The organism is Citrobacter sp. Igbk 17 (genome assembly GCF_028069775.1).
Lineage (GTDB): Bacteria > Pseudomonadota > Gammaproteobacteria > Enterobacterales > Enterobacteriaceae > Citrobacter.
Map to the genome: position 1 here is coordinate 29,691 of NZ_JANEWI010000011.1, position 24,825 is coordinate 54,515.

At 52.3% G+C, this 24,825-nt stretch carries 24 protein-coding genes; 14 read left to right on the forward strand and 10 right to left on the reverse strand.

Annotated elements, in window-relative coordinates:
- The first annotated feature begins 32 nt into the window (after positions 1–32).
- The gene (gene metJ, locus NNO08_RS08855) at positions 33–350 is read left to right on the forward strand and encodes a met regulon transcriptional regulator MetJ (RefSeq protein WP_048213988.1); all 318 of its coding nucleotides are present in this window, start codon (positions 33–35) and stop codon (positions 348–350) included.
- A gap of 58 nt (positions 351–408) precedes the next feature.
- Here metJ and NNO08_RS08860 read toward each other — a convergent pair whose 3' ends face one another.
- From NNO08_RS08860 to rpmE, 3 genes are all read right to left on the reverse strand, one after another.
- Positions 409–1,833 carry an MFS transporter gene (locus NNO08_RS08860; RefSeq protein ID WP_271442179.1) on the reverse strand — a complete coding sequence of 475 codons (1,425 nt, stop codon included), beginning with the start codon at positions 1,831–1,833 and terminating at the stop codon, positions 409–411.
- 89 nt (positions 1,834–1,922) lie between these two features.
- Positions 1,923–2,603, reverse strand: coding sequence for an oligogalacturonate-specific porin KdgM family protein (locus NNO08_RS08865; protein ID WP_271456580.1), 681 nt, complete (start codon positions 2,601–2,603; stop codon positions 1,923–1,925).
- 341 nt (positions 2,604–2,944) lie between these two features.
- The gene (gene rpmE, locus NNO08_RS08870; protein WP_094761941.1) at positions 2,945–3,157 is read right to left on the reverse strand and encodes a 50S ribosomal protein L31; all 213 of its coding nucleotides are present in this window, start codon (positions 3,155–3,157) and stop codon (positions 2,945–2,947) included.
- Between the two features lie 257 nt (positions 3,158–3,414).
- Between rpmE and priA the strand changes: the two genes are divergently transcribed.
- From priA to rraA, 7 genes are all read left to right on the forward strand, one after another.
- On the forward strand, positions 3,415–5,613 hold the full coding sequence (gene priA, locus NNO08_RS08875; protein ID WP_271456581.1) for a primosomal protein N': 2,199 nt from the start codon (positions 3,415–3,417) through the stop codon (positions 5,611–5,613).
- 156 nt (positions 5,614–5,769) lie between these two features.
- Positions 5,770–6,795 carry a DNA-binding transcriptional regulator CytR gene (gene cytR, locus NNO08_RS08880; RefSeq protein ID WP_137381466.1) on the forward strand — a complete coding sequence of 342 codons (1,026 nt, stop codon included), beginning with the start codon at positions 5,770–5,772 and terminating at the stop codon, positions 6,793–6,795.
- 93 nt (positions 6,796–6,888) lie between these two features.
- A complete protein-coding gene (gene ftsN / locus NNO08_RS08885) occupies positions 6,889–7,863 on the forward strand; it encodes a cell division protein FtsN (RefSeq protein WP_202037242.1) in 975 nt (324 codons plus the stop codon).
- A 92-nt stretch (positions 7,864–7,955) separates the two neighbouring features.
- On the forward strand, positions 7,956–8,486 hold the full coding sequence (gene hslV, locus NNO08_RS08890; RefSeq protein WP_003028805.1) for an ATP-dependent protease subunit HslV: 531 nt from the start codon (positions 7,956–7,958) through the stop codon (positions 8,484–8,486).
- Between the two features lie 9 nt (positions 8,487–8,495).
- Positions 8,496–9,827, forward strand: a complete 1,332-nt coding sequence (gene hslU / locus NNO08_RS08895; RefSeq protein WP_003028803.1) for an HslU--HslV peptidase ATPase subunit — start codon at positions 8,496–8,498, stop codon at positions 9,825–9,827.
- Between the two features lie 67 nt (positions 9,828–9,894).
- Entirely contained in the window at positions 9,895–10,824 is a 930-nt protein-coding gene (menA, locus tag NNO08_RS08900) for a 1,4-dihydroxy-2-naphthoate polyprenyltransferase (RefSeq protein WP_271442755.1), read from the forward strand.
- Between the two features lie 92 nt (positions 10,825–10,916).
- Entirely contained in the window at positions 10,917–11,402 is a 486-nt protein-coding gene (gene rraA / locus NNO08_RS08905) for a ribonuclease E activity regulator RraA (RefSeq protein ID WP_003028798.1), read from the forward strand.
- Positions 11,403–11,621: 219 nt separating this feature from the next.
- Here the strand turns inward: rraA and zapB are convergent, their stop codons facing one another.
- On the reverse strand, positions 11,622–11,867 hold the full coding sequence (zapB, locus tag NNO08_RS08910; RefSeq protein WP_115259761.1) for a septal ring assembly protein ZapB: 246 nt from the start codon (positions 11,865–11,867) through the stop codon (positions 11,622–11,624).
- A 426-nt stretch (positions 11,868–12,293) separates the two neighbouring features.
- Between zapB and NNO08_RS08915 the strand changes: the two genes are divergently transcribed.
- The 4 genes from NNO08_RS08915 to fpr all read left to right on the forward strand — a co-directional run bounded on the left by NNO08_RS08915 (position 12,294) and on the right by fpr (position 16,699).
- Positions 12,294–13,139, forward strand: coding sequence for an MIP/aquaporin family protein (locus NNO08_RS08915; protein WP_137381460.1), 846 nt, complete (start codon positions 12,294–12,296; stop codon positions 13,137–13,139).
- Between the two features lie 21 nt (positions 13,140–13,160).
- Positions 13,161–14,669, forward strand: a complete 1,509-nt coding sequence (gene glpK / locus NNO08_RS08920; protein WP_271441490.1) for a glycerol kinase GlpK — start codon at positions 13,161–13,163, stop codon at positions 14,667–14,669.
- A 177-nt stretch (positions 14,670–14,846) separates the two neighbouring features.
- Positions 14,847–15,857, forward strand: coding sequence for a class II fructose-bisphosphatase (gene glpX, locus NNO08_RS08925; protein ID WP_137381459.1), 1,011 nt, complete (start codon positions 14,847–14,849; stop codon positions 15,855–15,857).
- 95 nt (positions 15,858–15,952) lie between these two features.
- Positions 15,953–16,699, forward strand: a complete 747-nt coding sequence (gene fpr, locus NNO08_RS08930) for a ferredoxin--NADP(+) reductase (protein ID WP_101741961.1) — start codon at positions 15,953–15,955, stop codon at positions 16,697–16,699.
- Positions 16,700–16,732: 33 nt separating this feature from the next.
- Here fpr and NNO08_RS08935 read toward each other — a convergent pair whose 3' ends face one another.
- Positions 16,733–17,161, reverse strand: a complete 429-nt coding sequence (locus NNO08_RS08935; RefSeq protein ID WP_005121733.1) for a DUF805 domain-containing protein — start codon at positions 17,159–17,161, stop codon at positions 16,733–16,735.
- Between the two features lie 100 nt (positions 17,162–17,261).
- Here NNO08_RS08935 and NNO08_RS08940 point away from each other — a divergent pair, with 100 nt between their 5' ends.
- Together NNO08_RS08940 and tpiA are read left to right on the forward strand one after the other, a co-directional pair.
- The gene (locus NNO08_RS08940) at positions 17,262–17,858 is read left to right on the forward strand and encodes a YiiQ family protein (RefSeq protein WP_271456582.1); all 597 of its coding nucleotides are present in this window, start codon (positions 17,262–17,264) and stop codon (positions 17,856–17,858) included.
- A 111-nt stretch (positions 17,859–17,969) separates the two neighbouring features.
- A complete protein-coding gene (gene tpiA, locus NNO08_RS08945; protein WP_003028783.1) occupies positions 17,970–18,737 on the forward strand; it encodes a triose-phosphate isomerase in 768 nt (255 codons plus the stop codon).
- Positions 18,738–18,778: 41 nt separating this feature from the next.
- Here the strand turns inward: tpiA and NNO08_RS08950 are convergent, their stop codons facing one another.
- The 5 genes from NNO08_RS08950 to pfkA all read right to left on the reverse strand — a co-directional run bounded on the left by NNO08_RS08950 (position 18,779) and on the right by pfkA (position 24,755).
- Complete coding sequence (locus tag NNO08_RS08950) at positions 18,779–20,251, reverse strand: DASS family sodium-coupled anion symporter (RefSeq protein ID WP_061066967.1); 1,473 nt, start codon at positions 20,249–20,251, stop codon at positions 18,779–18,781.
- A 113-nt stretch (positions 20,252–20,364) separates the two neighbouring features.
- A complete protein-coding gene (locus NNO08_RS08955) occupies positions 20,365–21,669 on the reverse strand; it encodes an SLC13 family permease (RefSeq protein ID WP_271456583.1) in 1,305 nt (434 codons plus the stop codon).
- A gap of 73 nt (positions 21,670–21,742) precedes the next feature.
- Positions 21,743–22,492 carry a CDP-diacylglycerol diphosphatase gene (locus tag NNO08_RS08960; protein ID WP_271454387.1) on the reverse strand — a complete coding sequence of 250 codons (750 nt, stop codon included), beginning with the start codon at positions 22,490–22,492 and terminating at the stop codon, positions 21,743–21,745.
- 104 nt (positions 22,493–22,596) lie between these two features.
- Complete coding sequence (gene sbp / locus NNO08_RS08965; RefSeq protein ID WP_271441480.1) at positions 22,597–23,586, reverse strand: sulfate/thiosulfate ABC transporter substrate-binding protein Sbp; 990 nt, start codon at positions 23,584–23,586, stop codon at positions 22,597–22,599.
- A 206-nt stretch (positions 23,587–23,792) separates the two neighbouring features.
- Positions 23,793–24,755: a 6-phosphofructokinase gene (gene pfkA, locus NNO08_RS08970; protein ID WP_003028778.1), complete on the reverse strand. Its 963-nt coding sequence runs from the start codon at positions 24,753–24,755 to the stop codon at positions 23,793–23,795.
- Positions 24,756–24,825: the final 70 nt, after the last annotated feature.

The window sequence follows — 24,825 nt, forward strand, 5'->3', positions numbered from 1 at the left end:
CAATATTAATGACGAAGAGGATTAAGTATCTCATGGCTGAATGGAGCGGCGAATATATCAGCCCATACGCTGAGCACGGTAAGAAGAGTGAGCAAGTCAAAAAAATTACGGTTTCCATTCCTCTGAAGGTGTTAAAAATCCTTACCGATGAACGCACGCGTCGTCAGGTGAATAACCTGCGCCACGCCACCAACAGCGAGTTGCTGTGTGAAGCGTTTCTGCACGCCTTTACCGGGCAACCGTTGCCAAACGACGAGGATCTGCGTAAAGAGCGCAGTGATGAAATCCCGGAAGAAGCGAAGATCATCATGCGTGAACTGGGGATCGACCCGGAAACGTGGGAGTACTGATCGGCTGACGGTTAGAAAAATGAGAAAAGGCGGGATAACCCCGCCGTTTCTCACAACATTATTTTCTAATACCATTGATTTTATTCAATGTTTCTTCCATTTTGAGCGTTTCTTTGCGGTTCAATGGATAGAGATAAATCAGTATGACTGCCGCCAAAAACAGACATAAGGCCGGCAAGAGATTTGCCATCGTATAAATATTTTCCTGCACGATGCTGGTTTGCACAGCGCCGCCCGTTGACGAAGATTGATAACCAATGATGGCCAGCATAAAGCCACCAATCGCCCCTGCGCACGCCTGACCCACCTTGCGGGCAAAGAAGTTCACGCCGTAAACCGTACCATCCTCACGATCGCCGGTGACATACTGATGATAATCACAAACATCGGTCATAAACGCCCAAATCATCAGGTTGAATAACCCTGCCCCCAGCGTCGCCAGGAACAGGAAAACCAAATAGACTTTCGCGTCCGTAATATGGATGAAGTACATAATCAGATACATCGCCACCGCAAAGAGCAATGCGCCGACGCTGGCCTCTTTTTTACCAAACCGCTTCGTCAGCCAGGATGCCGAGGGAGCCAGCAAAACCAGAGAGCCGAAGGTAAACAGCAACGCCACGGACATGGCCTCTTTGTTGTGGAAGTAGTCATTAAACAGGTAAGTCATGTTGGTACCTGACAACCCCTGGTTAATCACAATCAGCAGATCCACCACAACTAAAACGATCAGTGCTTTATTGCGTAACAATCCCTTCAGCAGCACCGATACGGGCATGCTCTCTTTTCTCTCCACGCGCACACGTTCTGTTGTTAACTGACAGGTCAACGTTAAAAAGATAAAGCCCAGTACGGCACAACCAATAGCAATCCAGAAGAAGTGTTGCCCGGAAATCACCTGGCTTCCGTCCACCAGGGTGGTGTACATCAGAATCGGGATAAAAAAGCCGGTTGCGCCGCCGCCGATGGCGGAACCCACGCTTCGCCAGGTTGACAGTGACACTCGGTCTTCCGGATTCGAGCTAATCGCCGCAGACATGGCGCCATACGGAATGCTGACTGTCGATAACAGTGAACCGTAAACAAAATAGGAGCAGCAGATATAGATAATTTTCGCCGTATAAGAAAAATCATTCACAAACGGCAGAAACAGGACCACCGCAACGATACAGAATGGATACTTCATGCGACGCACCCAGGGGTTGAAACGTCCATGTGCCGTCAGTTTAGACGTATCGCATAAGCGACCTACGCCAACATCGACAAACGCATCAAAGAGTTTGGTCACAAAATAGAGCGAGCCGACAATGACACCAGAAATGCCGAGGACGTTCGTGTAATAAATCATTAAAAAACTATTTACCAGACCAAGAATAAAACAGGTTCCCAGGTCACCACACAAATAACCAATCTTATCTCTGAATCCGAAAGGTCTGACGACAATACTTTGATTGCTTCCACTCACCGTTCCATCATTAGACATGATGTCAACTCCTTAGACATATTATTCACGCAAACTATGCGTATATCCTGGTGCTCAACGTAATAAACCAATACGAAGAGTATTAACAATCAAAAGTTATAACCGAGACTGACACGATAGCGTGTCTGACGATCGTCAGTCGTGGTGGTGTCATAACCCGAGGAGACGTTACCAATCTCAATAAATGGAACCCAGGAATCTATTTTATAAGCAACACGGAAGTTATATTCATAATCGTCTTTTCTGTTGTTGTATAAATCTTCGCTGTCAGCAATTTTATAAATGCCGTTTAGTTCAAACATCCAATTATTGACGTTATAGCCAAGCCACGCTTCAGGACGGTAAACCATACGGTCATCTTTACCATCGGCGTTTCTGCGCATATACTCCTGGCGATAGCGGAATGCCGTCCACCAGCTGTCATTGATATTATATTGCACACGAATATAAGGCTTATAGATCGTGATGTTATCGCCCGTTTCAACCGCAATACCCGGCTGCCAGATAAGGTCCTGCCAGGTAAACTGGTAACTTGCCGTATACTCGTTACCGTTACTTTCCATATTATTCCAAGCATCATTCGATTGCGTATCTTCAGAACGTGAAATGGCCTCTACCGCCACACCAAAACCTGTAGCAAAACGATGAGACATATAAACACGATCGTAATTTCGCCCGTCATCATAATATTCATGACGATAATCGACATAACCCGCCTGCGCGGCCGCAGATAGTAATGGAATAAGTAACAAGGTAGATTTAAATTTCATGACAATCCCTTTTCACACTAAATAAATAAAATTCACCATCACATTCCTGAATGTGAACAGGAAAGTAATAGAGACGTAAGGATAATTTTATATTTCCGCGAAAGTGTATTTTAGAAAGAGGGGATAAACCTTTGAAATTTTGCCAGGAATTGTCATGAGTGGCAAAGAACGGAAGATAAAAATGACGAAGATCACCAGTGGGAATATTTTATCATAAAAAATAAAAAACACTGTTTCATTTATTAAATATGAAATATCATTCAATACATCAATATAAATTTTATTATCAAGTACAGATACAAAAAAAGCGCCATAAGGCGCTTTTTTCTGACAGCAGGAACTTATTTGCTGCCCGGGATGTTGAAACGCTTGTTGAAGCGATCAACACGGCCACCGGTAGCAACATCACGCTGCTTGCCAGTATAGAACGGGTGGCACTGACCGCACACGTCCAGGTTCAGATCGTGACCGACGGTAGAGCGGATTTTCATGACGTTACCGCAAGAGCAGTTTGCAGTAATTTCTTCGTATTTCGGGTGAATATCTTTTTTCATGGGAAAACCTCGGTTTAAGGCCGCGTCGCTCTTCCAGCCCTAACGCCAGACACCACGCGATGTTAATTATTCCCCGTCACCTTTCACACTGCATCAACAGCCTGAAATTCTCGGGTAATGGTCATTATTTGACGCAATCAATTTGCATCAAAGGCGGCGAATCATACAGAAATTAACCTGCTCATGCAAACTGATCCGCATTCTACCCTTCACTAATGTGTATACTAACCCGCCAGATTTCAAGTCAGGATGATTCAATGCCTGTTGCGCATGTTGCCTTACCCGTTCCGCTACCTCGTACCTTTGACTATCTCCTGCCGGAAGGTATGAGCGCCAAAGCCGGGTGTCGCGTACGCGTGCCCTTTGGCAAGCAACAGGAGCGCGTCGGTATAGTCCTGTCAGTCAGCGAGCAAAGTGAGTTACCGCTCAACGAATTGAAAGCCGTTCGCGAGGTATTGGACAGCGAACCGGTCTATTCGACCTCCGTCTGGCGTTTACTGCTGTGGGCTGCTGATTACTACCATCATCCCATTGGCGATGTGCTGTTCCATGCCCTGCCGATCCTGTTGCGCCAGGGCAGACCCGCCGCCAACACGCCCATGTGGTACTGGTTCGCCACCGAAGAAGGCCAGGTCATTGACCTCAACAGTCTGAAGCGCTCTCCAAAACAGCAACAGGCGCTGGCTGCGCTTCGGCAGGGAAAAATCTGGCGCGATCGGGTCGCCGAACTGGAATTTAACGATGCTGCATTACAGGCGCTACGTAAAAAAGGCCTGTGCTCCCTGGCAAGCGAAACGCCAGGCTTTAGCGACTGGCGTACGCACTACGCGGTTTCCGGTGAGCGTCTGCGGCTGAATACCGAGCAGGCCACCGCCGTCGGGGCTATTCACAGCGCATCGGACAGTTTTAGCGCCTGGCTATTAGCTGGCGTGACAGGCTCAGGCAAAACAGAGGTCTATCTAAGCGTTCTGGAAAATGTTCTCGCCCAGGGCAAACAGGCACTGGTAATGGTGCCGGAGATTGGCCTGACGCCACAAACCATTGCCCGCTTTCGCGAACGCTTCAATGCCCCGGTCGAAGTCCTGCACTCAGGTTTAAATGACAGCGAACGTCTTTCGGCATGGCTGAAAGCAAAAAATGGCGAAGCGGCAATAGTCATCGGCACGCGCTCATCGCTGTTTACGCCGTTTAAAAATCTTGGCGTCATTGTCATCGACGAAGAGCATGACAGCTCTTACAAGCAACAGGAAGGCTGGCGGTACCATGCCCGCGATCTGGCGGTTTACCGCGCCCACAGCGAACAGATCCCGATTATTCTCGGTTCAGCAACCCCCGCGCTGGAAACGTTGTGCAACGTGCGGCAGAACAAATACCGCATGCTGCGCCTGACGCGCCGAGCCGGAAACGCACGCCCTGCCACTCAGCACGTGCTGGATTTAAAGGGTCAGCAGGTGCAGGCCGGACTGGCTCCGGCGCTGATCACCCGCATGCGCCAGCATCTGCAAGCAGATAATCAGGTAATTTTGTTTCTTAATCGTCGGGGTTTTGCGCCTGCGCTACTGTGTCACGACTGTGGCTGGATTGCCGAATGCCCACGCTGCGATCACTACTACACGCTGCATCAGGCGCAGCATCACCTGCGCTGCCACCACTGCGACAGCCAGCGCCCGATACCGCGCCAGTGCCCCTCCTGCGGCTCTACGCACATGGTGCCGGTAGGACTCGGCACCGAGCAACTGGAACAAGCTCTGGCACCATTTTTCCCCGGCGTGCCAATTTCGCGTATCGATCGCGACACCACCAGCCGTAAGGGATCGCTGGAGCAGCACCTGGCAGAAGTCCATCGCGGCGGCGCTCGCATTTTGATCGGTACACAAATGCTGGCGAAAGGACACCATTTTCCGGATGTCACGCTGGTTGCACTACTGGATGTTGACGGGGCGCTATTCTCTGCCGATTTCCGTTCGGCTGAACGTTTCGCCCAACTTTATACCCAGGTTTCTGGACGAGCTGGGCGCGCCGGTAAACAAGGCGAAGTGGTGTTGCAAACGCACCATCCTGAACATCCGCTACTGCAAACCTTGCTGTATAAAGGTTATGACGCATTTGCCGAACAGGCGCTGGCCGAACGGCAAACGTTACAGTTACCGCCGTGGACCAGCCACGTGATCGTGCGGGCAGAAGATCATAACAATCAGCATGCGCCGATGTTCTTACAACAGCTGCGAAACCTGATTCAGGCCAGCCCATTAGCTGATGACAAACTCTGGGTACTCGGCCCGGTTCCGGCGCTGGCCCCCAAACGTGGCGGTCGCTATCGCTGGCAAATTTTGTTGCAACATCCGTCACGCATTCGCCTACAGCATATCGTCAGCGGAACGCTGGCGTTGATAAATACGCTACCCGATGCACGTAAGGTGAAATGGGTGTTGGATGTCGATCCCATCGAGGGATAACCCCTCATGATGCGAGGCGGATCGTAAAATTAAAGATCCATCACACTTTTTATGAAAATTCTGTAACCGCTTCCATTAACTATCTGATAAAAATGTTTCAGATGAAGGTTATCCAGGGACAGGTCTGTGCCAGCTGCACCCTGGCGAGGAGAAAGAGTGAAACCGAATAAGCAGGTTGCCGCCGCTACGATGAAAGATGTTGCTCTGAAGGCGAAAGTCTCAACGGCAACCGTATCCCGCGCATTAATGAACCCAGACAAAGTCTCTCAGTCCACCCGTAATCGGGTCGAACAGGCCGCCCTGGAAGTGGGATATTTACCCCAGTCGATGGGACGGAACGTTAAACGAAATGAATCACGTACCATTCTGGTGATTGTGCCGGATATCTGCGATCCCTTTTTTAGCGAAGTGATTCGTGGCATAGAAGTCACTGCCGCAGAACAAGGTTACCTGGTACTTATCGGCGATTGCGCGCACCAGAATCAGCAGGAAAAGACCTTTCTTAACCTCATTATTACCAAGCAGATAGATGGCATGGTCCTGCTCAGCTCACGACTGCCATTTGACGCCAGCGTGGAAGAACAGCGCAATTTACCGCCAATGGTCATGTCCAACGAATTTGCGCCAGAGCTGGAACTGCCTACCGTTCACATTGATAACCTCACTGCTGCTTTTAACGCGATGAATTACCTGCTGGAGCTGGGGCATAAGCGCATTGGTTGTATTGCCGGGCCAGAGGATATGCCGCTGTGCCACTACCGTCTGCAAGGCTATGTTCAGGCACTACGCCGCAGTGGAATTACCGTCGATCCACACTTCATCGCGCGCGGTGATTTCACCTATGAAGCGGGCGCTAACGCGTTAAAACAGCTGCTTGAGCTACCGCAACCTCCAACCGCGGTCTTTTGTCACAGCGATGTGATGGCGCTTGGCGCGCTCTCTTACGCCAAACGTCAGGGCTTAAAAGTACCGGATGATTTATCTATCATTGGCTTCGATAATATTTCACTGACGGAATTTTGTGATCCACCCCTGACAACCGTCGCACAGCCGCGTTTCGATATCGGACGCGAAGCTATGCTGTTACTGCTCGATCAGCTTCAAGGACAGAACGTCAGCAGTGGTTCACGTTTACTGGACTGTGAGCTCATAATTCGGGGCACTACCCGGGCACTGACGTAAAGTAAAGTGCTTTCGGACTCCCCTGTCTGGTCAAAGGCCCGTCGCTTAAGTAACATGGCGGGCTGACGAACGAATAAATACAGCGAAACGATAGTGGCACAACGAGATTATGTACGTCGCGGCCAACCGGCACCTTCGCGGCGCAAAAAGAGCACATCACGGAAAAAGCAACGCAGTACGCCAGCGGTATCCCCCGCGATGGTCGCTATTGCTGCAGCCGTACTCGTGACCTTTATCGGTGGTCTGTACTTCATTACGCATCACAAGAAAGAAGAGTCCGAGACGCTGCAAAGCCAGAAAGTCACCGGTAATGGCATCCCGCCTAAACCGGAAGAACGCTGGCGCTATATCAAAGAGCTGGAAAGCCGTCAGCCTGGCGTACGTGCGCCTACCGAACCGTCTGCAGGCGGCGAAGTGCTTAACGCCGATCAGCTGACCAATGAGCAGCGCCAGTTGCTGGCGCAAATGCAGGCAGATATGCGTCAACAGCCGACACAGCTCAACGAAGTACCGTGGAACGAACAAACACCTGAACAGCGCCAGCAAACGCTGCAGCGTCAGCGTCAGGTGCAACAGCAACAGTGGAACAACGCGCAGCAGCAGGCGCAGCAACCGCGCCCACGGGCGACGGAACAGCCGTACCAGCAGCCACAAACGCGTACGGCACAAGCCGCACCGGTACAACAGCCGAAAGCGCAGCCAAAACCGGTGGCCCAGCAGCCGTACCAGGATCTGTTGCAGACGCCAGCGCACACCGCTGCCGCACAGCCTAAAACGCAACCGGCCGCGCCAATAACGAATGAGACTCAGCCGCCAAAACAGACGGCAGAGAAAAAAGATGAACGCCGCTGGATGGTTCAGTGCGGGTCATTCAAAGGGGCTGAGCAGGCAGAAACCGTGCGTGCTCAACTGGCCTTTGAGGGCTTCAACTCCCGCATTACCACCAACAACGGCTGGAATCGCGTGGTGATTGGCCCGGTGAAAGGCAAGGAAAATGCCGACAACACCATCAGCCGCCTGAAAGTTGCCGGCCATACAAACTGCATTCGACTCGCCACTGGGGGTTGAAACCCCCAAAATCTCCCCCATCTATACTTGCATTACGCCCCGCACGCCTGTGCGGGGCCTGTATTCTGCATTTGTAACCAAGGGGTCTGCTCGTGACAACAATAGTAAGCGTACGCCGTAACGGCCATGTGGTAATCGCCGGTGATGGTCAGGCCACACTGGGTAACACCGTAATGAAAGGCAACGTGAAAAAAGTCCGCCGTCTGTACAACGACAAAGTCATTGCGGGCTTTGCGGGCGGTACTGCGGATGCATTCACGCTGTTTGAACTATTTGAACGCAAACTGGAAATGCACCAGGGTCACCTGGTTAAGGCCGCCGTTGAGCTGGCTAAAGACTGGCGTACCGACCGTATGCTGCGCAAACTCGAAGCGTTGCTGGCCGTTGCAGATGAAACGGCATCGCTCATCATCACCGGTAACGGTGACGTCATTCAGCCAGAAAACGATCTGATTGCCATCGGCTCCGGCGGTCCCTACGCCCAGGCGGCGGCACGCGCTCTGCTGGAAAACACCGAGCTTGGCGCACGCGAAATTGCTGAGAAAGCGTTGGATATTGCAGGGGATATCTGCATTTATACCAACCACTTCCATACCATCGAAGAATTGAACTCCAAAGCGTAAGGATCCCCCATGTCTGAAATGACCCCACGCGAAATTGTCAGCGAACTGAACAAACACATCATCGGCCAGGATAACGCGAAGCGTTCCGTGGCGATTGCACTGCGTAACCGCTGGCGCCGCATGCAGCTCAACGAAGAGCTGCGCCATGAAGTCACACCGAAAAACATTCTGATGATTGGCCCAACCGGTGTCGGTAAAACCGAGATCGCCCGCCGTCTGGCCAAACTGGCCAATGCGCCATTCATCAAAGTGGAAGCAACGAAATTCACTGAAGTCGGCTATGTGGGTAAAGAAGTTGACTCCATCATCCGCGATCTGACCGATGCCGCCATCAAAATGGTTCGCGTTCAGGCGATTGAGAAAAACCGCTTCCGCGCAGAAGAAATGGCCGAAGAGCGTATTCTCGATGTACTGATCCCGCCAGCCAAAAATAACTGGGGACAGTCAGAGCAGCCGCAGGAACCTTCTGCTGCGCGTCAGGCATTTCGTAAAAAACTGCGTGAAGGCCAGTTGGACGATAAAGAGATTGAAATCGATCTCGCTGCCGCACCGATGGGCGTAGAGATTATGGCGCCTCCGGGAATGGAAGAGATGACCAGCCAGCTACAGTCCATGTTCCAGAACCTGGGCGGCCAGAAACAAAAACCGCGTAAGCTGAAAATCAAAGACGCGATGAAGCTGCTGATTGAAGAAGAAGCAGCCAAACTGGTCAATCCGGAAGAGCTGAAACAGGAAGCTATCGACGCCGTTGAGCAGCACGGGATCGTGTTTATCGACGAAATCGACAAAATTTGTAAGCGTGGCGAATCCTCCGGCCCGGATGTTTCCCGTGAAGGCGTGCAGCGCGACCTGCTGCCGCTGGTTGAAGGCTGCACCGTCTCTACCAAGCACGGTATGGTGAAAACCGATCACATCCTGTTTATCGCCTCCGGCGCATTCCAGGTGGCTAAACCGTCTGACCTGATCCCGGAACTGCAGGGTCGTCTGCCGATTCGCGTCGAGCTGCAGGCACTGACCACCAGCGATTTCGAGCGCATTCTGACCGAACCGAATGCCTCTATCACTGTGCAGTACAAAGCGCTGATGGCAACCGAAGGTGTGGACATCAACTTCACCGAATCGGGTATTAAACGCATTGCCGAAGCGGCCTGGCAGGTTAACGAAACCACCGAAAACATCGGTGCGCGTCGTCTGCATACCGTTCTCGAGCGTCTGATGGAAGATATTTCCTATGATGCGAGCGATTTAAACGGTCAAAGCATCACAATTGATGCCGAATATGTGAGCAAACATCTGGATGCGCTGGTCGCAGATGAAGATCTGAGCCGTTTTATCCTATAATCGCGTTCAATGCATTTTCATCACTGTTGATGGGGCTGATAAAGCCCCATTTTTATTGGCGCTAAATATGACTGAACAACAACAAATTAGCCGCTCACAAGCCTGGCTGGAAAGTTTACGACCTAAGACCTTACCGCTCGCCTTCGCGGCGATCATCGTCGGTACGGCATTAGCATGGTGGCAAGGATATTTCGATCCGCTGGTGGCTCTGCTGGCATTAATTACGGCAGGGCTACTGCAAATCCTGTCCAATCTCGCTAACGACTATGGCGATGCTGTTAAAGGCAGCGACAAGCCCGACCGCATCGGACCGCTGCGTGGCATGCAAAAAGGCGTTATTACCCAGCAGGAGATGAAGCGTGCGCTGATCGTCACTGTGGTCTTAATCTGCCTGTCCGGTCTGGCACTGGTAGCGGTGGCATGTCACACACTGGCGGATTTTGTCGGCTTCCTGATTCTGGGCGGCCTGTCGATTATCGCTGCTATCACCTATACCGTCGGTAATCGTCCATACGGGTATATCGGTCTGGGTGATATTTCTGTGCTGGTCTTCTTCGGGTGGCTCAGCGTGATGGGGAGCTGGTACCTGCAGGCGCATACGCTGATTCCGGCGTTAATTCTGCCGGCAACCGCCTGCGGCCTGCTGGCAACTGCCGTACTCAACGTTAACAACCTGCGCGATATCAACAGCGACAGAGAGAATGGCAAAAACACGCTGGTGGTGCGCTTAGGCGCGGTTAATGCCCGCCGCTACCATGCCTGCCTGCTGATGGGCACGCTGGTCTGTCTGGCGCTGTTTAACCTGTTCTCACTGCAAAGTTTATGGGGATGGCTCTTTATCCTCGCCGCACCGCTGCTGATTAAACAGGCGCGCTACGTGATGCGTGAAATGGATCCGACGGCAATGCGCCCAATGCTGGAACGCACCGTAAAAGCGGCGCTATTAACTAACTTACTGTTTGTTGTTGGAATTTTCTTAAGTCAGTGGTCTGCATAACTGACAAATATCAATTAACAATTGATGATTTTGCCAACAGTACACATAGCGCGATATACTAAAAATTCTCGCAGCAACTGAACGTTAAGCCTATGAAATACGATACATCCGAGCTTTGTGACATCTATCAGGAAGATGTCAACGTCGTGGAACCGCTGTTCTCTAACTTTGGAGGACGGTCGTCGTTTGGCGGACAAATCATCACGGTAAAATGTTTCGAGGACAACGGGTTGCTGTACGATCTGCTCGAACAAAACGGCCGTGGTCGTATTCTGCTGGTCGATGGTGGCGGTTCTGTCCGTCGTGCGCTGGTCGATGCCGAACTGGCTCGTCTGGCAGTACAGAATGAATGGGAAGGTCTGGTCATCTACGGCTCAGTACGCCAGGTAGACGATCTGGAAGAGCTGGACATCGGCATTCAGGCGATTGCCGCTATTCCGGTTGGTGCTGCAGGTGAAGGCATTGGGGAAAGCGATGTGCGCGTCAATTTTGGCGGCGTGACGTTCTTTTCCGGCGACCACCTGTACGCCGACAACACCGGGATAATTCTTTCCGAAGACCCGCTCGATATCGAGTAAGCAAAAAAGGCACCGTAAGGTGCCTTTTTTATGCGTTGTCGCTGATTGCCGGATGACGGCTTGCGCCTTATCCGGCCTACAAACTCGTACTCTAAATCCTCTAAAGATTTCGCGTCAGGGCAAGGCGGCAAGTAAGTGAATCCCCAGGAGCATAGACCACTATGTGACTGGGGTGAATGCACGCAGCCAACGCCGCCATAACGTGAAATATGACGAGGATTAGACTTCTTCCATACGACCCAGCAGGGCATGCAGACGATCCTGCCAGCCACTCTGCTGTTCTTTCAGGCTGTTGTTCTCACGCTCCAGTTCTTCACGCTGCTGCTGTGCAGACTGAACTTCCTGCGACAGTGAGTTATTCTTTTCTTTCAGCTCTTCGATTTCCATCTGCAACAGCGTGATGGTATCAATCGCCTGCTGTACTTTTGCTTCCAGTTTCTCAAACACTTCTAATGACATCGTCATACCTCTCCTGAATTGCAAGGCGTTGATGGATAAAAATCCTCGTCCCGATAACCGGCGACGCCTTAATAAAAACGAGCGCACACTACTTAACACCGATTGTATGAAGCCGCGTCATCCCTGTCCAGCGGCATCCCGCGCAGATTGCGGTTTGCAACACTTTTAATCTTTGTCCTGGTGACATAACTGTCATAACTCTTAAGTGTTAACAGGATGATCGGTGAAATGATTCAGCTCACACTATTTTTGTATAACAAATACCGCTCAATGGCGCGAAAACGCTCATTTTGTTGATGGAGTACACACATTTTAATTTCGATATTTCTCGTTTTTGAGCGTTAACGATAAATTAACAGTGTGCCTACCGGCTCCGGGGATGTCAGTGACCTTCTCGCATACAATAAACATTAAACTCTTCAGGATCCGATTATGAGTCAAACATCAACCTTGAAAGGCCAGTGCATTGCTGAATTCCTCGGTACCGGGTTGTTGATTTTCTTCGGTGTGGGTTGTGTCGCTGCACTCAAAGTGGCTGGTGCTACTTTTGGTCAGTGGGAAATCAGTATCATCTGGGGTCTGGGGGTAGCCATGGCTATCTATCTGACAGCAGGCGTTTCTGGCGCACACCTGAATCCAGCAGTCACAATCGCACTATGGCTGTTTGCGTGTTTTGACAAACGCAAAGTCGTTCCTTTTATTATTTCTCAAATTGCTGGCGCCTTTTGCGCAGCGGCATTGGTTTACGGGCTTTATTACAATCTTTTCATCGATTTCGAACAAACGAACCATATCGTGCGCGGTAGTGTAGAAAGCCTCAATCTGGCAGGTACTTTCTCCACCTATCCAAACCCGCATATCAATTTTGTGCAGGCCTTCGCGGTTGAAATGGTCATTACCGCTATTCTAATGGGGCTGATTCTGGCACTGACCGATGATGGTAATGGTGTACCGCGTGGTCCACTGGCACCGCTGCTGATCGGCTTACTGATTGCCGTTATTGGTGCATCCATGGGTCCACTGACCGGTTTTGCGATGAACCCGGCACGTGACTTCGGACCGAAACTCTTCGCCTGGATGGCAGGATGGGGCGAGATTGCCTTCACGGGTGGTCGTGATATCCCTTACTTCCTGGTCCCCGTGTTTGGCCCGATTACCGGCGCAATTCTGGGCGCATGGGCATATCGCAAACTGATTGGTCGCCATTTACCGTGTGATGTCTGCGCGATTGAAGAAAAAGACGTTGCGACCAACACTCAACAAAAAGCTTCGCAGTAATGTGACTACGGGACAAAAATGATGACTGAAAAAAAATATATCGTTGCGCTCGACCAGGGCACCACCAGCTCCCGCGCGGTCGTAATGGACCACGATGCGAATATCGTTAGCGTTTCACAGCGCGAATTCGAGCAAATCTATCCGAAAGCAGGCTGGGTAGAACACGACCCAATGGAAATTTGGGCGACCCAAAGCTCCACGCTGGTAGAAGTGCTGGCGAAAGCCGATATCAGTTCCGATGAAATTGCAGCGATCGGTATTACCAACCAGCGTGAAACCACCATTGTCTGGGAACGTGAAACCGGTAAGCCGATCTATAACGCCATTGTGTGGCAGTGTCGTCGTACCGCAGATATCTGCGAGAAGCTCAAGCGCGACGGTATGGAAGAGTACATCCGTAACAACACCGGTCTGGTCATTGACCCGTATTTCTCCGGTACCAAAGTGAAGTGGATCCTCGACCACGTAGAAGGCTCGCGTGAGCGCGCCCGTCGCGGCGAGCTGCTGTTCGGTACCGTAGACACCTGGCTTATCTGGAAAATGACTCAGGGACGCGTACACGTCACGGATTACACCAACGCCTCACGTACCATGCTGTTCAACATCCATTCCCTGGACTGGGACGACAAGATGCTGGACGCGCTGGACATTCCGCGTGCAATGCTGCCGGAAGTTCGCCGTTCTTCTGAAGTCTATGGCCAGACCAACATTGGCGGTAAAGGCGGCACACGTATTCCTATCTCCGGTATCGCGGGTGACCAGCAGGCTGCACTTTTCGGCCAGCTGTGCGTGAAGGAAGGGATGGCGAAGAACACCTACGGTACTGGCTGCTTCATGCTGATGAATACCGGCGAGAAAGCCGTTAAGTCAGAAAATGGGCTGCTGACCACTATCGCTTGTGGCCCGACCGGGGAAGTGAACTACGCGCTGGAAGGTGCCGTGTTCATGGCGGGTGCGTCCATCCAGTGGCTGCGTGATGAGATGAAACTCATCAGCGATGCATTCGACTCAGAGTATTTCGCCACCAAAGTGAAAGACACCAACGGCGTATATGTTGTTCCGGCGTTCACTGGCTTGGGCGCACCATACTGGGACCCGTATGCACGTGGCGCCATCTTCGGCCTGACCCGTGGCGTAAACTCCAACCACATCATCCGTGCTACGCTTGAGTCTATCGCTTATCAGACGCGTGACGTGCTGGAAGCGATGCAGGCGGACTCCGGTATTCGTCTGCACGCGCTGCGCGTGGATGGCGGTGCGGTAGCCAACAACTTCCTGATGCAGTTCCAGTCTGACATTCTCGGCACACGCGTTGAGCGCCCGGAAGTTCGCGAAGTGACTGCGCTGGGTGCGGCATATCTGGCCGGTCTGGCTGTCGGCTTCTGGCAGAATCTGGATGAGCTGCAGGAAAAAGCGGTCATTGAGCGTGAGTTCCGCCCTGGCATCGAAACCACCGAACGTAACTTCCGTTACAGCGGCTGGAAAAAAGCAGTCAAACGCGCTCTGGCGTGGGAAGATCACGAAGAGTAATACATCATTGCCGGGTGGTGCGGCCTACTGATACGAAACTGACGTAGGCCGGATAAGACGCGTTAGCGTCGCCATCCGGCTATATCTCCGTGCGGGGCAACCCCGCACACACATCAATAATCTCGCCCCCTCCCCTGTGCTACACTTCGCGCCATTCCTTTCTGCTACGAGTTTGCAATGAGACGAGAACTTGCCATTGAATTTTCACGCGTGACCGAAGCGGCTGCACTGGCTGGCTATAAATGGTTGGGTCGCGGCGATAAAAACACCGCTGACGGCGCGGCCGTGAACGCCATGCGTATTATGCTCAACCAGGTCAACATTGACGGCACCATCGTGATTGGCGAGGGCGAGATCGATGAAGCACCGATGCTGTTTATCGGTGAAAAAGTCGGAACCGGTCTCGGCGATGCTGTTGATATTGCAGTCGATCCCATCGAAGGTACACGTATGACAGCAATGGGCCAGGCGAATGCACTGGCGGTACTGGCTGTCGGCGACAAGGGTTGCTTCCTGAACGCGCCGGACATGTACATGGAAAAGCTGATTGTCGGCCCTGGTGCCAAAGGTTCAATCGACCTGAATCTGTCGCTGGAAGCGAACCTGCGTAATGTCGCCAGCGCGCTCAACAAACCGCTGAGCGAACTGACCGTCACCATTCTGGCGAAACCACGCCACGATGAAACCATCGCCGAAATGCAGGCTCTGGGCGTTCGCGTATTCGCGATTCCCGATGGCGACGTGGCCGCGTCGATTCTGACCTGTATGCCAGACAGTGAAGTTGACGTGCTGTATGGCATTGGTGGCGCACCAGAAGGTGTCGTCTCTGCCGCCGTTATCCGCGCACTGGATGGCGACATGCAAGGCCGTCTGCTGGCTCGCCATGACGTCAAAGGTGACAGCGAAGAGAACCGTCGTATCGGCGAACAGGAGCTGGCTCGCTGCGCCGCGATGGGTATTGAGGCAGGTAAAGCGCTGCGTCTGGATGAAATGGCCCGCAGCGACAACGTTATTTTCTCAGCAACCGGGATCACCAAAGGCGATCTGCTGGAAGGGATTAGCCGCAAAGGTAATATTGCCACCACCGAAACACTGCTGATCCGTGGGAAATCACGTACGATCCGTCGCATTCAGTCCATCCACTACCTCGATCGCAAAGATCCGGATGTACAGACGCATATCCTGTAATTGATTTGATCAATAGAGCCTTCCAGCCCATCTGGGCTGGAAATCTTTCGTGCAACGAACGAAGATAAGGCAATCACAGCAGACAGGAGAAAACCATGGCAGATTGGGTAACAGGCAAAGTCACTAAGGTACAGAACTGGACCGATGCCTTATTTAGTTTGACCGTGCGAGCTCCGGTTCTTCCCTTCACGGCAGGCCAATTTACCAAGCTCGGCCTCGAAATCGACGGCGAGCGCGTCCAGCGTGCCTATTCCTACGTGAATGCGCCTGATAACCCCGATTTAGAGTTCTATCTGGTGACGGTTCCTGACGGAAAACTCAGCCCCCGTCTGGCCGCACTGAAACCTGGCGACGAAGTACAGGTCGTGAGCGAAGCAGCCGGTTTCTTCGTGCTGGATGAAGTCCCCGATTGCGACACGCTGTGGATGCTGGCAACCGGCACCGCTATCGGCCCATATTTATCGATTCTGCAGTTGGGCAAAGATCTGGACCGTTTTAAAAATCTGGTGCTGGTCCATGCCGCCCGCTATGCCGCCGATTTAAGCTATCTGCCGTTAATGCAGGACCTGGAAAAACGCTACGAAGGTAAATTACGTATCCAGACGGTTGTGAGCCGTGAAACCGCCGCAGGTTCATTAACCGGGCGAGTTCCGGCGTTGATTGAGAGCGGCGCGCTGGAAGCTGCAGTTGGGCTACCCATGGATACAGCAACCAGTCATGTGATGCTCTGCGGTAACCCGCAAATGGTACGCGACACGCAGCAACTGCTGAAAGAAACCCGGCAGATGACCAAACATCTGCGCCGTCGACCGGGCCATATGACCGCTGAACATTACTGGTAAGGGCTTGCCGGATGGCGCTCACGCTTATCCGGCCTACGAGTCAGCTCTGTATTTTACGTCCTGCGTGTCCTTACCGTATTTATTTGCGTCCTGGGTGCCGACAAACGCGCCCAGATCGATAAGCATACCCACCAGAATCAGCGTCGGTACAAAGCGGCCTACCGCCCATTGCCAGACACCGGGCAATACTGCCCAGTTTCCGGCCAGCAGCATCCATGCAAGAATCATCAGGAACGCCCACGCGCCGGAGCGCCCCCGATCATGCAGACGTTTTACTGTGACTGCAGCCGTCGGCCACAGCAAACAGACCAGACAAAATGCCGCCGTCTGGATATCGAGCAATTGTTTACTCGCCAGCGAAAACAAAACCAGCATCCCGACAATCCACAGACCGATCCAAATCCAGAAATCACGGCGTCCAAGACGCCCTTTAAATGAGAATAACCACTGCTGTATGGTCATGTAGATTCCTTTATTATTACCTTCCAGAACAGTTTACCCTTTTGACAAGCCCGGCGGTTACCGTTTTAATCGTGAGCAGTAAGAATAAAAGGTACGATTGATGAAGCAAGGATTGACTCTGTTTTTATTATTGTTTTCAGTCATGTCCGTGAATACAGCGGCGCTGGCGGAAGAACCATCGACGGCAACCACGGCCCCCTATTTACTGGCGGGCGCGCCGACCTTTGACCTGTCGATTAGCCAGTTTCGCGAAAACTTTAATACGCAGAATCCGAAGCTTATTCTGAATGAATTCCGTGCCATCGACAGCAGCCGCGATCGGGCAAATCTCACCCGTGCCGCCAGTAAAATCAATGAAAACCTGTATGCGTCCTCCGCCCTTGAGCGCGGCACCTTAAAAATCAAAAGTATGCAGATAACCTGGCTGCCGATTCAGGGGCCAGAACAAAAGGCGGCCAAAGCGAAAGCGCTGGAATACATGACCGCCGTCATACGCACCGTCGCGCCGTTGTTGACGAAAGAACAGAGTCAGAAAAAGCTGCAAAAACTGCTCGCTGCCGGCAAAGGTAAGCACTATTACGCCGAAACGGAAGGCGCAATTCGCTATGTTGTTGCAGATAACGGCGAAAAGGGGCTGACCTTCGCTGTTGAACCGATTAAGCTGGCACTATCAGAAAGTCTTGAGAAAGCGAATTGATGACAAAAAGCAAAGCCTTTCCGCAGACGAATCTCTATACTGTTTCACAGACCATGCTGCCCTGATGGGCGGCCATCTTCCTTAATTCGCTGACAAGCGTGGAGAAATGAAATGCGACATCCTTTAGTGATGGGTAACTGGAAACTGAACGGCAGCCGCCACATGGTAAACGAACTGGTTGCTAACCTGCGTAAAGAACTGGCTGGCGTTGCTGGCTGTGCAGTAGCAATCGCTCCGCCGGAAATGTATATCGACCTGGCGAAACACGCCGCTGCCGGTAGCCACATCATTCTGGGCGCGCAGAACGTTGACCTGAACCTGTCTGGCGCATTCACCGGTGAAACAAGCGCTGAAATGCTGAAAGATATCGGCGCGCAGTACATCATTATCGGTCACTCTGAGCGTCGTACTTACCACAAAGAGTCTGACGAGCTGATCGCGAAGAAATTCGCTGTGCTGAAAGAGCAGGGTCTGACGCCGGTTCTGTGCATCGGTGAAACCGAAGCAGAAAACGAAGCAGGTAAAACGGAAGAAGTTTGCGCACGCCAGATTGACGCAGTACTGAAAACTCAGGGCGCAGCAGCATTCGAAGGCGTGGTTATCGCTTACGAACCTGTATGGGCTATCGGTACCGGTAAATCTGCAACGCCTGCTCAGGCTCAGGCAGTCCACAAATTCATCCGTGACCACATTGCTAAAGCTGATGCGAAAATCGCTGAACAAGTGATCATCCAGTACGGCGGTTCCGTAAACGCAGCAAACGCTGCTGAACTGTTCGCTCAGCCGGACATCGACGGCGCGCTGGTTGGCGGTGCATCGCTGAAAGCAGACGCTTTCGCCGTAATCGTTAAAGCCGCTGAAGCCGCTAAACAGGCCTAAGTTGTTAAAAGGGGAGCATCGCTCCCCTTCTTATATCTGCTTTACCAGTATCCCAGCCAGTGCCACCAGAAGGCCCCCGTAACACCCCAGATGGTCAGGTTGACCACACTCATCACCAGTCCCGTTTTCCACCACTCAGCCAGTGTAACGTAACCCGAACCAAAGATGATTGGCGCAGTCCCTGTACCATAGTGCGTGAGCGACATCATCAACGAGGAGGAGAAGCCCAGCATCAGACCAAGCAGCGCCGGTGGAGCACCGAGGCCTAATCCGGCAGCGAAGAAAGCCGCGAACATGGCCGTGATATGTGCAGTGGTACTGGCGAAAAAGTAGTGTGAATAGACATAAAGCAGGATCAGCAGCAGCGTGGCGATACTCCAGTGCACCCCGAGATGGTCAATTGCACTACCAACACTCGTCGCCAGCCACCCCACCAGACCCAGTTTGCTCAGGAAATCCGCCATCATAACCAGTGCGGCAAACCAGACTATCGTATCCCAAGCACCACGGCATTTAAGGATATCGTCCCAACTCAATACCCCTGTCACTAACAGAACAGACAAGCCAATGAGCGCCGCGCTGGTGGGGTTAACGGCCCAGGTACTGCCCATCAGCATCGCTGGAACACCTGCCCACAGGCAGAGCAGCAAAGCGAAAACCGCGAGGGTGATTTTTTCAGCCAGCGACAACGGACCGAGTGCCCCCAGTTTTTCCCGGGCAAACTCTGGCGCATTCGGTGTGCGTGTAATAGCGGGCGGATAGAGCCACCAGATGACAATAGGCATCACGACCAGTGAGACAACGGCCGGAAGAAGCGCCGCAATCGCCCACATTCCCCAAGTCATATTCAGCACCCCATCCGTCCCTTTGGTCAAAAAACTCACAATAAGCGGGTTTGGCGCGGTAGCGGTAATAAACATCGCCGAACTGATCGGGTTAATGTTGTAGTTCACCAGAGCCAGATAACGACCTGTAGCGCCGTTCTCTTTGTCACCGGGTTGAGAGCCCAAACTTTCCGCAATCGCCCGCATCACCGGGTGAATAATACCGCCGCCGCGCGCGGTATTGCTTGGCGTAACGGGTGCGATCAGCGTTTCTGCCAGCGTTAGCGCCCAGGCGATACCCAACGTTCTTTTGCCAAACAAAGCAATAAACCCATAGCCGATACGCGCGCCCAGCCCCGTTTTCAACAGGCTTTGCGACAACATAATCGAGATGCCGATCAGCCAGATTAGCTGGTTGGAGAAACCACTTAACGCATCGCTCAGCGCCGCGGTGGGTTTACCGGGGTGCGTCACGCCGGTCATGGCTACCAGCATAATCGCCACAATCGCAATCGCGCCGATAGGCATGGCTTTACCAATAATTGCCGCGATAGTACCGATAAATAACGCCAGCAGATGCCACGCCTCGGGGGTAACATCTGCTGGACATGGGATAACAAACCAGATGGTCAGCGTAATAACAATCGAGATGATGGCAGGCCAACAGCGGATGGGGGTCAATCTGTCCATGAATCAATCCTTGAGTTTCCAGCACGCAATTATGCGCTCAGGTATTAACCAATATCGGGGCGCATAATACAATTCACCCACTCACAAAACAAAAAATTAACATTCAGATACAACTATAATTTCCCCAACACGCTAAACCACAGATAATCCAGCGGCAGCAGTATCAGATACGTTGCCGCCGCCAGCGTGATACACAGCAGCATTCCAGCTCTTGCCGGTACTTTTCCTAACGCCATTGCCACCACAATAGGTGATGCCTGATACGGCAATAGCGGTGTGGAATAGCCCAATACCTGAATCATAATCACCGAGAGTAGCGGGAAGCCGGTCGCATCTGAAAAACTTTGTGCCAGTGTGGTATACAGTGCCGGAACGCCGTTCGCCGTCATGATAAAATTGAGTGCGGTGGTAATGCCGGTCAATGCAAGGAAGCTGGTAAACGGTTTGTCCGCATCCAGCGGCATCACCTGTAACAGCGCCTCGCCTACCGCGCTACCGATACCGGTCTGCGTCACGGTGATGGCCAGTCCCAGGATACCCGCCACGTAAATGCAGGTACGGATATTCACCCCACTGGAAAATTCTTCGCCATTAATAAATCCTACGCGCGGCAACAGCGTAATCACCGCCGCCACCAGCCCGGTCCACGCCGGCCCCACACCATGCCAGCTTTCGCTGACCCACAGAAACAGCACCACCGCTAACATCCAGGCCAGACGTTTTTCATCACGACTCATTGGTTCAGGCGGCGTCAGATCGCGCGGCGCATGAGGTTGGCCGGGAAACAGCCAGCAGATAAGACCAATGAGCACCGCACCTTTTAGCCAACCCAACACGGGTGTATGCAGCAGCAAATAGGGAAGATAATTCAAGTGGATACCCCAGGAACCTTCCGCTGCGCCACTCATCACCAGGTTTGGTACGTTAGCAGGTAAGATCGTGGCGGAAAGCTGGAAGGTACCAAAACCCACGGCAAGCGCCAGACCATACCAGGCGCGCGTGCCGTCGTTAATTCCAGCCCGTTTCGCCATCGCCGCCACAATCGGCATCAGCAACGCAATACGGCCCATGTTGGACGGCATGACGAACGCCAGCGCGTAACTCAATAGCACCACGCTCGCGACCATTAATGGCCAGGAGTCTGTCAGTCTTGACGACAATGCCCTCGCTGCCCGGTCCGCCAGCCCCGTTTTACGAATCGCGATGCCCAGCACAAAACCACTGAAGACCAGCCAGAACGCCGATGAGGCAAAGCCGCCAAAGATGACATCCGGTGGCGCGATTTTGGCCACCATCGCCACGGCAAAGAAAAGCAGCGCCGTGATAAATTCCGGCAACAGCGACGTTGCCCAAAGCAAAATGGTGACGCCGACCACCAGAGAGGGAATAAACAGAGGGTGCGTAAGCCAGAGCGACATGCCTGTCTCCTGTTGTTTTTTTCAACAAGAATACGGGGACAGGCAAAGAGAGTAAACGCCAGATTAAGGGGGGCTAACGCAGAATATCACATTGATGATCCTGGATTTCCTCAGCGGAGGCGAGATTCAGCGACAGCAGGTCACGCTGAGTCGCCAGCAGGACAAAGGATTCGTCGCTTTGACGCACCATCGCCAGCGCATAGCTTCCCATCCGCTCACGCGCATCCGGCACCTCTTCAGCCAGCATCATAAACGGGCTGCGCTGCGCCAGTTCGTTTTCCGTCACACGACGCGCCAGATATTCATGCCCGCGCAATCCGCCGGGCAATGGCAACCAGCGAGTGCTAATTTTCGCCATATTGTCATCCAGTTGCGTTCTGACGTCGGGTCGCAGGCAGGAGATATGAATGTGAAAGTGATTTTGCGTACGCCCGGTACGTGAGTTAATTGTCAGCGATACCGCCTTATCAGGGATCTCCTGACCGTATTTTTGACTCATAAAACTACGTGCCTGCCAGGCTAGCCAGAAAAAATTCGGTGTTCCAGATTCCAACAGCAACGGGCTCTCCGTGCCATTGATACGGTAGGTTGGCATCAACAGATATTGCAGCGGACCGTTTCGGTCTTTGAACACCACATATCCGGCATCGGGTTTAACTTCAGTACACGGCGCGGGATTGTGCTGCTGCAACTGATGTGGCAGGCATTGCTCAAGGACTATCTGGCGTAACGCGTCCGGGTTACCGCTGAATTTCCAGTACCCTATGCCCGCAGCGGCGGCGACCACAATAACCGCCAGTAAAAGATAACCTGCTTTTTTCATTACGCGTTCCCTGTATCCCATTGAGGCGCAAGAGTAACGCAAAACGATGACAAATAAAAAACCCGGTCGCGCTATGCCACCGGGTTCTGCCGTGACCTCAACCTTTAGCGTTTGCTGATCTGGTCAAAGGTACCGCCGTTAGAAAAATGCGTTTTCTGCGCTTTCGTCCAGCCGCCAAACTCTTCATCAATGGTGAACAGTTTCAGTTTCGGGAATGCGCTTTCGTATTTCTTCGCGACGTCAGCATCACGCGGGCGATAGTAGTTTTTCGCCGCAATCTCCTGACCTTCCGGGGAATAGAGATACTTCAGGTAAGCTTCTGCCACCGCTTTGGTATCTTTCTTTTCCACGACTTTATCGACAACGGAAACGGTCGGCTCAGCGAGGATAGACTCACTTGGGGTGACTATCTCGAATTTATCTTTGCCTAACTCATTCGTTGCCAGCAACGCTTCGTTTTCCCAGGCGATCAGCACATCACCGATACCGCGTTCAACGAAGGTATTGGTTGAGCCGCGCGCGCCGGAATCCAGCACTTCCACGTTTTTAAACAGAGCTTTGACGAAGTCCTGCGCTTTGGCCTGATCGTTGTTGTTGTTGTGCAGAGCGTAGCCCCATGCCGCCAGATAGTTCCAGCGTGCGCCGCCTGAGCTTTTCGGGTTTGGTGTAATCACTGACACACCCGGTTTGACCAGATCGTTCCAGTCATGAATTTGCTTTGGGTTGCCTTTGCGTACCAGGAAGACAATGGTGGAGGTGTAAGGCGCAGAGTTGTCCGGCAAGCGTGTAATCCAGTTTTTATCGATACGGCCACGCTCAGCAATGGCATCCACATCGTAAGCCAGCGCCAGCGTCACGACATCGGCTTCAATACCGTTGATGACAGAGGTCGCCTGTTTACCAGAGCCGCCGTGTGACTGGCGGATAACGACGTTATCGCCGGTTTCCTGCTTCCAGTGTGCGCTGAATGCTTTGTTGTACTGCTCGTACAGTTCACGTGTTGGATCGTACGATACGTTAAGTAACTGAATATCCTTTGCCAGAACGCTGGTCGATGCCAGCAATAATGTTAACCCTACGCCCCATTTGTTCATCGCCCAGCTCTCTTATGTGATGTTGTGATGAGCAAAGCGTGCCAGAAAGAGATCCAAACATTAAAGAATAAAAAAAGATTTGCTATAACTTCGAGGAATAAATCCGAGGGGTTGCCGGATGGCGGCTAACGCCTTATCCGGCCTACAAGTTTCTGCAACCTGTAGGCCTGATTAGCGTAGCGCCATCAGGCGCGCAAAAAATACAATCAGTACAGTTTTTTCGCGCAGTCCAGCCAGTCACCTTTGAACGGACGCTTCATGTTTTCGATAGCGTCGATAATGTCGTGGTGAACCAGTTGCTCGTTCTGAATACCGACGCAGCGACCACCATGACCTGCCAGCAGCAGTTCAATAGCATATGCGCCCATTCGGGATGCCAGAATACGGTCGTAAGGAACCGGAGAACCACCACGCTGGATGTGACCCAGTACGGTAGAGCGCGTTTCACGGCCCGTTTCTTTTTCAATGTAATGTGCCAGTTCATCAACGTCACACATGTGCTCAGTGATCGCTACGATGGCGTGTTTTTTACCTTTTGCGATACCGGCTTTGATTTCAGCAACCAGATCGTCACGGCTAAATTCAACTTCCGGAACCACGACAAATTCACAGCCACCGGCAATTGCTGCAGCCAGGGTCAGGTCGCCGCAGTAACGGCCCATCACTTCAACGATGGAGATACGCTGGTGAGAAGAAGAAGTATCACGCAGACGGTCAATCGCTTCGACGACGGTACCCAATGCGGTGAAATAACCGATGGTGTAGTCGGTGCCTTTAATATCGTTGTCGATAGTGCCCGGCAAGCCGATGCACGGGAAGCCCATTTCAGTCAGGCGTTTTGCACCCATGTAAGAACCGTCACCACCGATAACAACCAATGCGTCGATGCCACGTTTCTTCAGATTTTCGATAGCCACTGCACGCACATTTTCGTCGCGGAATTCCGGGAAGCGAGCAGAACCGAGGAAAGTACCACCACGGTTGATCATGTCGGACACGCTGTAGCGGTCAAGCTGGACCATACGGTCTTCATACAAACCCAGGTAGCCATCATGGATCCCCATGACTTCCAGTCCTTCCGTTAACGCTGCACGTACAACACCACGGATTGCTGCGTTCATGCCCGGCGCATCACCGCCGCTTGTCAACACACCGATTTTCTTAATCATGACTACCTCTGAACTTTGGAATGCAAAATGAAATCTGCTGCCGGAAGTCGATTCCGCATATCGAAACGAT

Bases quoted from the DNA above. Each gene is read 5' to 3' on its own strand.
- rpmE (WP_094761941.1), bottom strand. From the start codon at position 3,157: ATGAAAAAAGATATTCACCCGAAATACGAAGAAATTACTGCAAACTGC.
- pfkA (WP_003028778.1), bottom strand. From the start codon at position 24,755: ATGATTAAGAAAATCGGTGTGTTGACAAGCGGCGGTGATGCGCCGGGC.
- hslU (WP_003028803.1), top strand. From the start codon at position 8,496: ATGTCTGAAATGACCCCACGCGAAATTGTCAGCGAACTGAACAAACAC.
- NNO08_RS08915 (WP_137381460.1), top strand. From the start codon at position 12,294: ATGAGTCAAACATCAACCTTGAAAGGCCAGTGCATTGCTGAATTCCTC.
- zapB (WP_115259761.1), bottom strand. From the start codon at position 11,867: ATGACGATGTCATTAGAAGTGTTTGAGAAACTGGAAGCAAAAGTACAG.
- tpiA (WP_003028783.1), top strand. From the start codon at position 17,970: ATGCGACATCCTTTAGTGATGGGTAACTGGAAACTGAACGGCAGCCGC.
- rraA (WP_003028798.1), top strand. From the start codon at position 10,917: ATGAAATACGATACATCCGAGCTTTGTGACATCTATCAGGAAGATGTC.
- glpK (WP_271441490.1), top strand. From the start codon at position 13,161: ATGACTGAAAAAAAATATATCGTTGCGCTCGACCAGGGCACCACCAGC.
- NNO08_RS08865 (WP_271456580.1), bottom strand. From the start codon at position 2,603: ATGAAATTTAAATCTACCTTGTTACTTATTCCATTACTATCTGCGGCC.
- NNO08_RS08955 (WP_271456583.1), bottom strand. From the start codon at position 21,669: ATGTCGCTCTGGCTTACGCACCCTCTGTTTATTCCCTCTCTGGTGGTC.
- NNO08_RS08950 (WP_061066967.1), bottom strand. From the start codon at position 20,251: ATGGACAGATTGACCCCCATCCGCTGTTGGCCTGCCATCATCTCGATT.
- metJ (WP_048213988.1), top strand. From the start codon at position 33: ATGGCTGAATGGAGCGGCGAATATATCAGCCCATACGCTGAGCACGGT.
- NNO08_RS08940 (WP_271456582.1), top strand. From the start codon at position 17,262: ATGAAGCAAGGATTGACTCTGTTTTTATTATTGTTTTCAGTCATGTCC.
- priA (WP_271456581.1), top strand. From the start codon at position 3,415: ATGCCTGTTGCGCATGTTGCCTTACCCGTTCCGCTACCTCGTACCTTT.
- NNO08_RS08960 (WP_271454387.1), bottom strand. From the start codon at position 22,492: ATGAAAAAAGCAGGTTATCTTTTACTGGCGGTTATTGTGGTCGCCGCC.
- fpr (WP_101741961.1), top strand. From the start codon at position 15,953: ATGGCAGATTGGGTAACAGGCAAAGTCACTAAGGTACAGAACTGGACC.
- NNO08_RS08860 (WP_271442179.1), bottom strand. From the start codon at position 1,833: ATGTCTAATGATGGAACGGTGAGTGGAAGCAATCAAAGTATTGTCGTC.
- sbp (WP_271441480.1), bottom strand. From the start codon at position 23,586: ATGAACAAATGGGGCGTAGGGTTAACATTATTGCTGGCATCGACCAGC.
- NNO08_RS08935 (WP_005121733.1), bottom strand. From the start codon at position 17,161: ATGACCATACAGCAGTGGTTATTCTCATTTAAAGGGCGTCTTGGACGC.
- menA (WP_271442755.1), top strand. From the start codon at position 9,895: ATGACTGAACAACAACAAATTAGCCGCTCACAAGCCTGGCTGGAAAGT.
- glpX (WP_137381459.1), top strand. From the start codon at position 14,847: ATGAGACGAGAACTTGCCATTGAATTTTCACGCGTGACCGAAGCGGCT.